This is a genomic window from Microbacterium sp. No. 7 (genome assembly GCF_001314225.1).
Taxonomy (GTDB): Bacteria; Actinomycetota; Actinomycetes; order Actinomycetales; family Microbacteriaceae; genus Microbacterium.
The window spans coordinates 1,926,859-1,939,174 of record NZ_CP012697.1 but is presented as its reverse complement, the minus strand read 5'-3'; the positions used below and the strand labels follow the sequence as shown (position 1 = coordinate 1,939,174).

Sequence of the window (12,316 nt, the reverse complement as noted above, 5' to 3'; positions counted from 1 at the left end):
TGCTCTCCAGAGGTCAGTTCGCTTCGGCGGGTGCGACGGCGTCGGCCGGCACGCGCTCGATGAGCTCGGGCACGAAGGAGCCGCCGTCGGCGACGAGCCTCACCTGGTACATCTCCTGGAGCAGGGCGTGGTCGCTCGCGCGCACCGTCGTCGTGCCCTTGGGGCCCTCGAAGGAGTAGCCCTCGAGGGCCGCGATCATGGCATCCACGTCGCCCTTGCCCTCGCCGATCGCGTGCACGAGGAGCTGCGCGGCGACGAACCCGTCGGGTGTGAACAGGTCGGGCGTTCCGCCCGCGGCCGTGACGGCCTCGACCATCGCGGTGTTGACCGCGTTGTCGGGTCCGCCCGAGAAGTAGTGGTTGAGGAAGCTGATCTGCTCGCTCGCGGCGCCGTACGCGCCGAAGGTCGCCGCGTCGCCGAGACCCGTGACGACGGGGATCGAGTCGAGCACGCCCTGCTGGCTCATCGCCTGCCACATGGCGCCGGAGGTGGCGCCCGCCCATGCGACGAACACGAGGTCGGGCGCGGCGGCGATCACCTGCTGGGCGGCGGGCGTGAACTCCGTGACGTCCTCGGCCACGAGCACGCTGTCGACCGTCGCGCCCTGGGCGCCGAGGATCGCCTTCACGGCCGCCTCGTTGCCCTGGCCGAAGGCGGTGTTCTGTGCGAGGACGGTGATCTTCTTGCCCTCGAGGTCGTCGAGGAACGTTCCGGCGGTGGCGACGTCCTGCGCCGACTGGCGGCCCGTGCGGAACGTGTACTCGTTGATGCCGGTGACGCCGTCGGCCGCCGCGGGGCCGGAGAGGAACAGCACCTGGTTCTGCGCCGCCTGCTCGGCCAGCGCGAGGGCCACGCCCGACGACGCCGAGCCGCCGAGGATGTTCACGCCGTCGCCGATGAGCTCCTTGGCGATCGTGACGGCCGTGTCGGGATCGCCCGTGTCGTCGCGGTAGATGACCTCGATCGTCGTCCCGTCGACCTCGCCCGTGCCGTCGGTCGCGTAGTCGAGACCGGCCTTGAAGCCGTCGAGGTACTGCTTGCCGTAGCCGGCGAGCGGCCCGGTCTCGCTCGTGATGATGCCGACCCTGACGGTCGCGGGACCCTCCTCGGTCGCCGCCGTGCCGTCACCCGTCGCCGGGGCGTCGGCCGTGGGCGCGCACGCCGCGAACGCGAGCGCCGACACCGCCACCACCGATCCCAGGAGCAACTTCTTCGTAACCCGCATGTGAGTGCCTTTCACCATTGGAAGAACTGACCTGAAACCTGATTCAGGTATTCACATTGTGCGCCCGACAGCCCCGCCTGTCAACCTGGCGAGCCGACTCGCTGCCACGAGAACCGCGCCGACGCAAGCCCCTTTGATGCTCAGCGCGAGCCGACCTAGCATCGAGAGGAAGATCTGAGGGGGAGCTGATGCCGACTCAGGCCTCGACCGTGAAAGCTGCGGCGGCCGACAGGTCACATTTCCGACTCGACATGCAGGGCCTGCGGGCGGTCGCCGTGCTCGTCGTGTTCGCCGATCACATGTTCGGGTGGCCCGCCGGCGGCTTCCTCGGCGTCGACGTGTTCTTCGTCATCTCCGGGTTCCTCATCACCGGCTTGCTCCTGCGCGAGTACGAACGCACCGGACACATCTCCTTCCGCGCCTTCTACACCGGACGCCTCAAGCGCATCGTCCCGTCGGCGACCGTCGTCCTCCTGCTCACCGTCGCCTTCTCCCATGCCCTGTTCACCGCGCAACGCGCCACGTCCATCACCTGGGACGCGCTGTGGGCCTTCCTCTTCGGCGCCAACTGGAACTTCGCGATCGCCGGGACCGACTACTTCCAGCAGGGCGGCGCCGTCTCGCCTCTGCAGCACTACTGGTCCCTGTCCGTCGAGGAGCAGTTCTACTTCGTCTGGCCCTGGCTCCTGCTCGGCCTGCTCGTCGTCTTCGCCCGCTTCACGACCGTCACTCCCGTGCGCGCACGCTGGATCGCCGGCACCGCGATCACGATCGTGAGCCTCGCGTCGTTCGCCTGGGCGCTGGTCCAATCGGCGACCAGCCCCACCGTCGCGTACTTCTCCACCTTCACCCGCGGGTGGGAGCTCGGCGTCGGCGCGCTCATCGCCATCGCGGCGCCGCTGTTCACCGGCATCCCGGCGCGTGCGCGCACGACGCTCGCCTACATCGGCCTGGGCGGGATCTTCGCCTCGTGCCTCCTGATCACCTCTGAGACGACCTGGCCCGCGCCGTGGGCCCTGCTGCCCGTGTTGGCCACGGCGCTGGTCATCGTCTCCGGCATCGGCGCACAGGCACCGCATCTGGCGCCCCTGACCAACCGCGTGTCGGTCTTCATCGGCGACATCTCGTACAGCCTCTACCTCTGGCACTTCCCCGTCGTCGTCTTCGGCCATGCCCTCTATCCGGGCGCCGGCCCCTGGGTCTCGCTGTGCATCGTCGCCGTCGGCTTCGCCCTCGCGGTCGCGCAGTACTACGGCGTCGAGAAGCCGCTCTGGAAGTCCCCGCTGGGCCGGCGGCGTGCGCGCGGATCCTGGGCCTCGTGGCGACGCGAGCACGCGGGCCGCATCGTCCACGGTCTCGCCGCGGGGTGCGCGGTGCTCCTCCTCGTCGCGATGAGCGTCGTGTTCCTCCCCTCGCCGCCGCCCGCGAGCGTGGCCTCCGCGGGCTCGTCCGTGCCCGCGCCCTCCGCGTCGCCGTCGGACCCCGCGCCCGCACTGCGCACGCACGCGACGAAGGTGTTCGACGGCCTGCGCACGACGTCGTGGCCGCAGGAGCTGACCCCGTCGGTCGACGAGGTCGGCCCCGACGCCAAGGCGAAGGCGTGGGTCGACGACGGATGCCTCGCGCTCGGCCCCGGCACCGACGCCGATCCGCACGAGACGGCGGAGCGATGCGTGTACGGCGATCCGGACGCGCCGAGATCGGCGCTGCTGGCGGGAGACTCGATGGCCATCAGCTGGCTGCCGGCTCTCCAGGGCGCCCTGGGACCGGATTGGTCGATCCGCGTGGTGGCGCTGCAGCAGTGCCCGTTCGCGGACGTCAGCGTCACGAAGAACGACGGCAGCGATCACGCCGACTGCGACGACTTCCATGCCCTCACCCGCGAGATCGTCCGCGAGACCGAGCCCGACCTCATCGTGCTCTCGCAGACGGACAGCACGCTGCGTCGGCTGGTCGACGCCGACGACGAGGCCGAGTCGGCGTCGCTGGTCCGCCGCGCGGCCGAGGACACGATCAGCGCCTTCGCGGCGTCGAGCGAACGGGTCATCGTGCTCGGCGCACCGCAGAGCATCCCCGACATCGCCGAGTGCTACACCCGCACGGCGGGTCCCGCGACGTGCGCGGGCACGATCCAGGACCTCCACCGGACCGCGGCGGCCCAGCTCGCGCGGGCCACCGCGAGCGTCGACAACGCCACGTTCGTTCCCGCCGACCCGTTCCTCTGCTGGCACGGCGACTGCCCGGCGACGATCGACGGCTACGTCGTGATGGCCGACGGCGCGCACCTGACCCAGCAGTACTCGGCCTCGCTGGCCCGCGTGCTGCAAGAGGCCCTGCCCCCGGACATCCCCTGAGGGGGTCTGGGAGGCAGGGCCTCTCGTGTGGGTGCGCCCCCAGGGACTTGAACCCTGAACCCACTGATTAAGAGTCAGTTGCTCTGCCGATTGAGCTAGAGGCGCGTCGGTCCGCATCAGGCGAACCGAGGAGAAACGTTACCATCCCACGGCGCGCTCCGCCAATCGAGGGCGCGAGACCCCCGTATCCTGGGGAGCGTGACCGATTCCCCCGTGCGGCGCCGCTGGGATGCGCCCTTCGACGGCGACCTGTCAGCCGATCTCGGGCTGGCCCTGCGGCTGGCCGACACCGCCGATCGCGTGTCGATGGCGCGGTTCGACGCGGCCGATCTCGACGTGCGCGTCAAGGCCGACGCGTCGCACGTGACCGAGGCCGATCTCGCGACGGAGCGCGCGATCCGCGATCTGCTGCAGAGCGAGCGGCCGGAGGACGGGGTCTTCGGCGAGGAGTTCGGCACGAGCGGTTCCGGCGACCGTCAGTGGATCATCGATCCCATCGACGGCACCGCCAACTATCTCAAGGGCATCCCGATGTGGGCGACGCTCATCGCGCTGGTCATCGACGGCGTCCCCCGCGTGGGCGTCGTCAGCCAGCCCGCGATCGGACGACGCTGGTGGGGTGCCACGGGTCAGGGCGCCTGGACCGACGGCACCGACGGCCCCCGGCGTCTCTCCGTGTCGGCGGTGTCGGCGGTCGAGGAGTCGAGCATCAGCTTCCAGAGCATCGCGCAGTGGCGCGACGCGGGGCGCCTCGACGACCTGCTGCGCGTCAGCGCCGAGGTGTGGCGCGACCGCGGCTACGGCGACGCGTGGCCCTACATGCTGCTCGCGGAGGGACGGCTGGAGCTCGTCGCGGAGTTCGGCGTGCAGGAGTACGACATCGCCGCGCACGTGCCGATCGTGCACGAGGCCGGGGGGCGCTTCACCGACATCGACGGCGCCGACGCGCTGTCGTCGCGATCGTCGCTCGCCACCAACCGCGTGCTGCACGACGACTTCCTCGCCCTGCTCTCCCGCCCCGACTGAACGGCCATCACGATGAGGACTCGCCCGCGCACCGCACTCGCGATCACCGCGACGCTGACGCTCCTGCTGGCGGGGTGCGCCGAACTGGATCCCGCCGGCCCGAACGGCTCCTCCGGGTCGCCGTCGGCCGGCGCGGGCCCGGACGCCACGACCGATCCCGGCGTCGACCCGACCCTGCCGCTGGACTGCACGACGCTCGTCACGCCCGCCACCGTCGGTCAGCTCGAAGAGGCGGGGCTCTCGGCGCGCGAGGACCCCTTCTACATCGGGGAGACGGAGCTGACCGACGGCATCCAGTGCATCTGGGCCGATTTCACGGCGCCGTCGGGCAACATCCTGCTCTTCGCATGGGCGCCGGTCGACGACCAGCTCGCCCAGACGCTCCAGGACAACCTCGTCGCGCTCGGCATGGAGCGCGACGACGCGCCCGAGGGCGTCTACCTCACCGACGACCCCGAGAACGCGCCCGTCGTGGATGCCGAGGGCTTCGGCTTCACGTACCTGTTCGGCGACGGCTGGGTCATCGCCGCCGACACGCGCGCCAACCTCGCCCTCATCCAGCGCCGCTAGCCCGAGCGCCGCTCGCCGGATCGGGAGAGCCGGCGCGGGCTCGTAGGCTGGAGGCATGGCGGAGGCACAGGAGCAGCAGGCGGCTGTGCAGCTGCGGGCCCGCCGGCGATCCCGGAGGCCGACCCGTCGCGAGCGGGCACGCGCTCTCGCGGCGAAGACGCCGACGAGATGGTTCGCCGGCATCCTGACGGTGCTGTTCCTCGGCACCACCGCCGCCTTCGGCGGCATCGCCACCGCCGAGCCGCCCCCGCTGCCGGAGCTGCAGCCCGGAGACGAGCATCGCAGCACGCAGGTGGCCATCACCCCCGTCCGTGCCGTGCTCGTCGACGACCTCGCGGAGGCGGGCGCCTCCCCCGCCGACGGCGAGCGCGTGCTCGCCGTGCACGTGCGCCTCGAGAACGCCTGGACCGAGCCGCTCACGCTGTACACGACCAGCACGACCCTCGAGACGATCAGCGTCGCCGAGCTCGCCGGCACCGCGCCGACGGCGGTTTCACGTCTCGACGACGCCACCCGCAACCCGATCCTCCAGCCGCGGGTGCCGGTGGACGTGGTGCTCGCCTGGACCGTCCCCGCGGAACGGTTCGCCGACGGCGACCCCCTCGCCCTGACGCTCAACGACATGACGCTGCACACCGGGTCGTCGGTGGCCTCCGGCCGATGGTGGAAGGACCCGGTCCCCGCCGCACGCGTGACGCTCTCCCTCACGGACGTCGGGACGGGCGCCCCGTGAGCCGGGCGCTGCAATGGGGCGCCGGCGTCGCGCTCATCGCCGCGGCATGGGTCGTTCTCGCGATCGCACCGCCGACGGATTCGCGGGAGGCGCCGTTCCCCGTGACGATCGCCGTCGGCGAGACCGGCGTCGCACGCACGTTCGAGGTCACGGTCGACGGGGTTCGCCGCGCCCGCGCCGCGACCGACGGCGCGTGGAGCGCGGAGGCGAACTGGCTCGTCGCCGACCTCACCGCCGTGGCGACGCAACGGGAGACCGGCATGAGCCTGTTCACGATCGCGCTCGACGTCGACGGTGACACGTACACGGCGAGCGAGCGCCCCGCGTCGTTCCGCGAGGCGTGGCTGGCGGTCGGCATCCCCCGCTCGGGCAGCGTCGCGTTCGAGCTGCCCGATGACGTCGACGGCGGCATCGCGACGCTGCGCATCGCGCAGCGCGTCGACACGCGTCTCGACTCCGTCGTCGAGACCCGGATCGACCTCGGCTCACTGCCCGTCGACGACGAGACCGCGCTTCGCCCGAGCGGATGGGCGACCCCGTGACCGGGTGGTGGCGACGCAACGCCGTCTCCCTGGTCGCCCTCGCGGTGCTCGCTCCGGCGACGGCGGTCGCGATCTCGCTGGGCGTCTGGGCGGAGGAGGGCGGCAAGCGGGCGTCCGAGGAGATCACCGTCGCGCCGGGCGGGGTCATCGACCTCGTCGGCTCCCGCATCGGTCCCGCCGAGGCCGCCTTCACCGACGAGGCCGAGAGCGCCCCGCCGGGAGCGCGCGTCGTCGCCGTCACCGTCGACGTCGCCCCGGGGCCCGACGGCATCGCCTGCACGGGGCTCGTGCTCCGCGAGCAGGCGACGGGACGTCAGTGGGACGAGGACTCGGCGTCGAGCGTCGGCGTTCCCTACGACCCCGACCGCACGACGTACTGCGACCAGGCTCAGACGGCACCGTTCACGCTCTCGCTGTTCTACCTGGTCCCGGATGACGCGGCCGGCCCGTTCACGCTCGAGTTCGTGTCCGGTCCTGCCCTGCCGACGTTCGCCGGGTTCGTGCTCGAGCCCTGAGCGGGGCCGAAGGCTCCTCTGCGGGAAGGGCATCGGCGTCGTGTCCGCGCAGCCGCCCGATCACCGCGTCGTATCCGCCCGCGACGAGCGCGATGCGCAGGGGCTCGATGACGAGCGGGATCGCCAGCAGGATGATCTGGTCGTTCACCATCCAGAAGCCCTGCAGATCGTGGGGACCGATGAGCCGCGTGATCCCGAAGCCGACGACCGGCTCGAGCGCGCGCAGCACGGCGAACGCCAGCACGTACGTGCCGATGAGCACGGGTCCCGCCCGCCACATGAGCACGATCGCGCGCCAGATCGGCTGGAACCGCCCAGTGAGGTCGTTCCACAGGTCCACGAGCCGCGTGCGCAGCCAGCCGGGAACGCCGGCCCATCGCGCCTGCGCGGCGGCCACCGAGCGATGCGCGACGCGCACCGGCGCGTGGGCGACGGCCTGACCGTAGACGACGCCGGCGATCGTGAGCCACGCGAGCGGCAGCAGCATGACCTCGCCGACCTGGCCCGCCAGCCACAGGACGCCGTCCCACGCCCAGATCACCGGCGTGAAGAGGTCGGCCAGCCAGGAGCGGACGTCGTCGAGCCACACCATCGCCTGCCGCGTCTGCACCCACGCGCTGACGCGGGCGACGAGGTCGCCGACGGCCGTGGCGGCGAGGAACACCCAGAGCGTCTCCAGGTAGACCGAGAGGAGCACGGACCAGCGCGGGAGCCGATCGCGATGGCGATCGAGCAGCCAGCGGATGCCGAAGGCGACCACGATGAGCGCGAGCGTGCCGGGGCCGAGCTCGAGCCAGCCGTTGGCGGCATCCCCCACCTCCGCATCGGGCCCGTGCTGGAGGAGAAGCTGCGTGCGCACCTGCAGCACGCGCTGGAAGTAGGCGTTCACGTCGTCGCGCAGCAGACCCGATGCACCGTAGAAGGCGATGAACGGCAGGATCGAGGCGAGCAGCGACCGCACGAACGTCTGCCGGCGCTCACGGCCGCGCGGCGGGTACGGCGCGACGAGGCCGAGCTGCCGCATCCCGTCGCGGACGACGAGGAACATGGCGACGTAGCTGACGACGCGCGCGAGGATGCCGAGGGGAAGCAGCAGCGCGCCGCCGAGGGCCGAGTACGCGCCGACCGTGCCGGCCAGCTGCAGCAGCAGGTGGTTCGCGAGGACGCCCGCGAAGAACCAGGCGAGGATCGCGGGCCAGTGCGCGGCGAGCAGCCGACCGGCGGTGCTGACGATCGCGATCACCCAGCTACGGTACCGCGCGGGCTATCGGCGCACGGCCTTCGGGATCACCATCGGCGTGCCGGTCTCGGGGTCGGGCTGGATGCGGCAGGGCAGCTCGTACACGCTCTCGATGAGCTCCTCCGTGAGGACGTCGGCCGGCGGCCCGGCCGTCACGATCCTGCCGTCCTTCATCACGACGAGGTGCGTCGCGTACCGCGCGGCCTGGTTCAGGTCGTGCAGCACCACGACGACGGTGCGCTCGAGCTCGCGACGCAGCGTCTCGAAGAGCTCGAGAAGACCGTACTGGTGGGTGATGTCGAGGAACGTCGTCGGCTCGTCGAGCAGCAGCACCGGCGTCTGCTGCGCCAGCACCATGGCGACCCACACCCGCTGGCGCTGGCCGCCCGAGAGCTCGTCGACCGGACGTCCGGACAGGTCCGTGGTGCCCGTGGCCGCCATCGCGTCGCGGACGATCTGCTCGTCGGCCTTCGACCACCGGTCGAACATCCCCTGATGCGGGTACCGGCCCCGGGCGACCAGGTCGGCGACGCGGATCCCGTCCGGCGACAGCGACGACTGCGGCAGCAGTCCCAGCCGCGCGGCCAACCGCCTCGTCGGGATGCGCGCGATGTCCTGCCCGTCCAGCAGCACGCTTCCCGCCGAGGGCGGCAGGATGCGGGCGATCGCACGCAGCAGCGTCGACTTCCCGCAGGCGTTCGGCCCGACGATCGCCGTGTACCCGCCCGTCGGGATGAAGAGGTCGACGTCGTCGCAGACCGGCCTCTTGTCGTATCCGACGCTCAGCCCCACGACCTCGATCGCGGCCGACGATGCGATGCTCGTCACTTCTTCCTCCGATATTCCGCGGTCAGGAGCCACACGAGATACGTCCCGCCGACCGACACCGTCACCACGCCGACGGGGAGCCCCAGCCTCTGCGCGACGACGTCGGACGCCAGCAGCACGAGGGCGCCGACGAGCGCCGAGGGCACGAGCACCAGCCCCGTGCCGCCGACCAGGCGGCGCGCGATCTGCGGTGCCGCGAGCGCGACGAACGCGATCGGTCCGGCCGCGGCGGTCACGAGGGCCGTCAGCGCCACTCCGACGACGACGGCCGTCGCGCGCACCCCGTCGGCGCGGGTGCCGAGCGACCGGGCGACGTCGTCGCCGAGCTCCAGCTGACGGATGCCGGGAGCGAGCCCCGCCACCGCGACGAGGAGCAGGGCGAGCATCGCCGCCATCGGCCACAGCTGCTCGTGCCCCAGTCCGTTCAGCGAGCCCGCCGCCCAGACCGCCGCGAGCATCGCCGAGTCGATGTCGACGGCGAGCATCAGCATCGAGTTCAGCGAGCCCAGCAGCGCGGCGACGCCGATGCCCATGATGATGAGCCGGAACCCGCCGACGCTGCCGCGCTTGATCGCGAGGACGTACACGACGGCGGCGGTCACGGCTCCCCCGACGAGGGACCCGACGGCGATGTCGAGGTACCGCGTCGAGCCGATCCACAGCATCACGACGATCGCGCCGGTGTACGAGCCGGTCGAGAAGCCGATGATGTCCGGCGATCCGAGGGGGTTCCGCGTCAAGGACTGGAAGATCGCGCCCGACAGCGCCAGCGCGAGACCGCAGAGCACCGCGAACAGCGCCCGCGGCAGCCGCCATTGGAAGACGACGAGCCTCGCCTGCGGATCGGCGTCGAGATAGATCAGCGCCTCGATCACCTGCGCCGGCGACAGCTCGAAGGCCCCCATCCCCAGGGTCGCGACCCCCAGGGCCACGGTGGCCGCCGCGAGGACGCCGCACACGACGATGCTGCGGATCCCCACCAGCAGCGAGACGCGGCCCAGGCGGAGCGACAGCGCCCGATAGCCGTGATCGACGTGCTCCGCCGTCGTCGAGGACACGGCGGTCACAGCCCGCTCACCGACGAGCGTCTCGCGAGCGCGATGAGCACCGGGGCCCCGATGAGCGCCGTGACCAGCCCCACGCGCAGCTCGCCGCTGGGCAGGATGATCCGGCCGACGATGTCCGCCGCGAGCAGAAGGATCGGCGAGACGACGATCGTGTACGCGACGATCCATCGCTGATCCGGTCCCACGAACCACCGCACGACGTGCGGCACCATCAGTCCGACGAACGCGATCGGCCCGGCCAGGGCGGTCGCCGTTCCCGCCAGCAGAGTCACCGCGACGATCACCGCGATGCGGATGCGTCCGATCCTCACCCCGAGCGACGTGGCGAGCTCGTCCCCCAGTGCGAGCGCGTTCAGCGGCCGCGCCACCAGCACGGCGACGAGCGCGCCGAGCGCGATCAACGGCGCGAACGACAGGACCACCGACAGGTCGCGACCGCCGACGGAGCCGACGCCCCAGAAGCGCATGATGTCGAACGTGTCGCGGCTGGTGAGCACCACCGCCGTCGTCACGCCGCCGAGCACGGCGCCGATCGCGACCCCGGCGAGCGTGATCTTGGCGGGCGTCGCCCGTCCGCCGCCCGCCCCGCCGAGGAGGGAGACGGCGACGGTCACGATCGCCGCGCCCGCCAGCGCGAACCAGACGTATCCCAGGGGTGCGGTGATCTTGAGCAGTCCGACGGCGATCGTGACGGCGAACGCGGAGCCGGCGTTGACGCCGAGGATGCCGGGATCGGCCAGCGGATTGCGCGTGAACGCCTGGATCAGCGCCCCCGACAGCCCCAGCGCGACGCCGACGACCACGCCAGTGATCGTGCGCGGGATCCGCAGCTCGCGGACCATCGCGTGCTCGTCGAGGGCGTCGTCGTAGGCCCAGAGCGCGTCCCACACGGTCGCCGGAGGGATCTCCCGGGCGCCGACGCCGATGCTCAGGACAACGGCCGCGGCGAGCAGGCCGACCGCCAGCATCAGTCCGGCGGAACGGAGGGCGACGCTGCGAGCGATCCCCGCGGCGGTCTCCTCCTCCGCCGCGGTCCCCGCCGCGGTCAGCGCCGCCGTGCGTCCCCTCACCGACGGGCCGGGGAGAACGGTGCCCGCACGCTCATCGAATCTCGCGGATGACCGCGCCGCCGTCGATCGCCGACGAGAGGTCGTCCACGTACCCCTCATCGAGCGCCCACGGGATGCTCAGCACGCTGGGTGCGCTCGTCGCGCTCGACATCGCCGGATCGTCGATGAAGTAGTAGCGTCCGGCCGCGATGGGCGCCCACCTCGCGATGAGCGGGTTCTGCAGCGTGTACTGCGTCTCTTCGGGCAGGTACGACCACGACACCACGAGATCGGTGTCGATGCCGTCGAGCTCTTCCAGGCTCACCCCGCCGTACCACATGTCGTTGCCGACCCCGGAGGTCGCGGACGCGAGGCTGGGGCTGTCCACGAGCCCGAGCTCGTGCAGGAACGCCACGCGCGCATCCTCGGAGATGTAGAGCGCGAGCTCGGTGAGCCCCTCCCCGCCCGACGTCGTGTAGATGAACGAGGTCCCCGCCAGGTTCGGATGCTGCTGCACCTCTTCGTCGATGCGTGCGCTGACGCTCTCGATGAGGTCGTCGGCGGCCGCCTTCTCGCCGATCGCGGTTCCGACGAGCGCCGTCAGATCCTGCCAGGATCCCGCCGCCCATGCGCGCTCGGCGTGCACGATCGTGGGGGCGATCTCGCTGAGGCGCTCGTACTCGACCTCGGTGAAGCCCGAGTACGGGGCCAGGATCAGGTCGGGGTCCAGAGCCAGCAGCGCCTCGTAGTCCACGCCGTCCTCGCCCCACGGGACGATCCCCGGCACCTCCGCGCCGAGCACGTTCTCGACGTGCTCCCGGAACCAGGTCGTGTATCCCTCCTCGTCGCCGCCCCAGGCCTCCGTGACACCGACGGGAACGATGCCCAGCGCCGCCACGATGTCGTGCGAGATCCATCCGAGCGTCACGATGCGCTCGGGCTTGCTCACGATCTCGGTCTCGCCGTAGGCGTGCTCGAAGGTGACGGGAAAGCCGTCCGACGGGGAGGCCGCCGACGCGTCGCTCGAGCCGGCGGTCGAACCGGAACCGGCACCGGGCGCTCCCGTGCAACCGGTGACCAGCAGCGCCGCGGCGAGGAGTGCTGCGCCGAGCGCAGAACGATGGGCTTTCATGTGATGACGTTCACTTCCTAGGCTTATGTAGGGCA

12 protein-coding genes and 1 tRNA gene are annotated in these 12,316 nt (G+C 71.6%); 6 read left to right on the top strand and 7 right to left on the bottom strand.

What is annotated here, in order from left to right; translation table 11 throughout:
- Positions 1-13: 13 nt before the first annotated feature.
- Complete coding sequence (locus AOA12_RS08835) at positions 14-1,225, bottom strand: substrate-binding domain-containing protein (RefSeq protein ID WP_054682097.1); 1,212 nt, start codon at positions 1,223-1,225, stop codon at positions 14-16.
- A gap of 188 nt (positions 1,226-1,413) precedes the next feature.
- On the opposite strand from AOA12_RS08835, the gene AOA12_RS08830 reads away from it, so the two are divergent.
- Positions 1,414-3,579 (top strand): acyltransferase family protein, encoded by a 2,166-nt coding sequence (locus AOA12_RS08830; protein ID WP_082406104.1) that lies wholly within the window; start codon positions 1,414-1,416, stop codon positions 3,577-3,579.
- Positions 3,580-3,611: 32 nt separating this feature from the next.
- On the opposite strand, the gene AOA12_RS08825 is transcribed toward AOA12_RS08830, so the two are convergent.
- Positions 3,612-3,684: transfer RNA gene (locus AOA12_RS08825), tRNA-Lys, on the bottom strand.
- A gap of 93 nt (positions 3,685-3,777) precedes the next feature.
- On the opposite strand from AOA12_RS08825, the gene AOA12_RS08820 reads away from it, so the two are divergent.
- Genes AOA12_RS08820 through AOA12_RS08800 form a run of 5 tightly spaced genes read left to right on the top strand, consistent with a single transcriptional unit; the run spans position 3,778 to position 6,965 of the window.
- Complete coding sequence (locus AOA12_RS08820) at positions 3,778-4,605, top strand: inositol monophosphatase family protein (RefSeq protein ID WP_054682094.1); 828 nt, start codon at positions 3,778-3,780, stop codon at positions 4,603-4,605.
- 12 nt (positions 4,606-4,617) lie between these two features.
- On the top strand, positions 4,618-5,175 hold the full coding sequence (locus AOA12_RS08815) for a hypothetical protein (protein ID WP_054682091.1): 558 nt from the start codon (positions 4,618-4,620) through the stop codon (positions 5,173-5,175).
- Between the two features lie 55 nt (positions 5,176-5,230).
- Complete coding sequence (locus AOA12_RS08810; RefSeq protein ID WP_231637215.1) at positions 5,231-5,908, top strand: hypothetical protein; 678 nt, start codon at positions 5,231-5,233, stop codon at positions 5,906-5,908.
- Entirely contained in the window at positions 5,905-6,450 is a 546-nt protein-coding gene (locus tag AOA12_RS08805; RefSeq protein ID WP_054682089.1) for a hypothetical protein, read from the top strand. Before AOA12_RS08810 ends, AOA12_RS08805 begins: the two co-directional genes overlap by 4 nt.
- On the top strand, positions 6,435-6,965 hold the full coding sequence (locus AOA12_RS08800) for a hypothetical protein (protein ID WP_054682086.1): 531 nt from the start codon (positions 6,435-6,437) through the stop codon (positions 6,963-6,965). The genes AOA12_RS08805 and AOA12_RS08800 overlap by 16 nt, the downstream gene beginning before the upstream one ends.
- Here AOA12_RS08800 and AOA12_RS08795 read toward each other — a convergent pair.
- Genes AOA12_RS08795 through AOA12_RS08775 form a run of 5 tightly spaced genes read right to left on the bottom strand, consistent with a single transcriptional unit; the run spans position 6,901 to position 12,281 of the window.
- Positions 6,901-8,208 carry a hypothetical protein gene (locus tag AOA12_RS08795; RefSeq protein WP_197281089.1) on the bottom strand — a complete coding sequence of 436 codons (1,308 nt, stop codon included), beginning with the start codon at positions 8,206-8,208 and terminating at the stop codon, positions 6,901-6,903. The genes AOA12_RS08800 and AOA12_RS08795 overlap by 65 nt on opposite strands.
- Before the next feature lie 21 nt (positions 8,209-8,229).
- Positions 8,230-9,033, bottom strand: coding sequence for an ABC transporter ATP-binding protein (locus AOA12_RS23080; protein WP_197281088.1), 804 nt, complete (start codon positions 9,031-9,033; stop codon positions 8,230-8,232).
- Complete coding sequence (locus AOA12_RS23075; RefSeq protein WP_054682084.1) at positions 9,030-10,100, bottom strand: FecCD family ABC transporter permease; 1,071 nt, start codon at positions 10,098-10,100, stop codon at positions 9,030-9,032. Before AOA12_RS23075 ends, AOA12_RS23080 begins: the two co-directional genes overlap by 4 nt.
- Positions 10,097-11,170 carry a FecCD family ABC transporter permease gene (locus AOA12_RS08780; RefSeq protein ID WP_231637214.1) on the bottom strand — a complete coding sequence of 358 codons (1,074 nt, stop codon included), beginning with the start codon at positions 11,168-11,170 and terminating at the stop codon, positions 10,097-10,099. Before AOA12_RS08780 ends, AOA12_RS23075 begins: the two co-directional genes overlap by 4 nt.
- A 31-nt stretch (positions 11,171-11,201) precedes the next feature.
- Entirely contained in the window at positions 11,202-12,281 is a 1,080-nt protein-coding gene (locus AOA12_RS08775; protein ID WP_054682082.1) for an iron-siderophore ABC transporter substrate-binding protein, read from the bottom strand.
- Between the last annotated feature and the right edge of the window lie 35 nt (positions 12,282-12,316).

What these genes read in the sequence shown, in the direction of transcription:
- AOA12_RS08815 (WP_054682091.1), top strand. Translation starts at nt 4,618, where the DNA reads ATGAGGACTCGCCCGCGCACCGCACTCGCGATCACCGCGACGCTGACG.
- AOA12_RS08835 (WP_054682097.1), bottom strand. Translation starts at nt 1,225, where the DNA reads ATGCGGGTTACGAAGAAGTTGCTCCTGGGATCGGTGGTGGCGGTGTCG.
- AOA12_RS08775 (WP_054682082.1), bottom strand. Translation starts at nt 12,281, where the DNA reads ATGAAAGCCCATCGTTCTGCGCTCGGCGCAGCACTCCTCGCCGCGGCG.
- AOA12_RS08800 (WP_054682086.1), top strand. Translation starts at nt 6,435, where the DNA reads ATGGGCGACCCCGTGACCGGGTGGTGGCGACGCAACGCCGTCTCCCTG.
- AOA12_RS08810 (WP_231637215.1), top strand. Translation starts at nt 5,231, where the DNA reads ATGGCGGAGGCACAGGAGCAGCAGGCGGCTGTGCAGCTGCGGGCCCGC.
- AOA12_RS08830 (WP_082406104.1), top strand. Translation starts at nt 1,414, where the DNA reads ATGCCGACTCAGGCCTCGACCGTGAAAGCTGCGGCGGCCGACAGGTCA.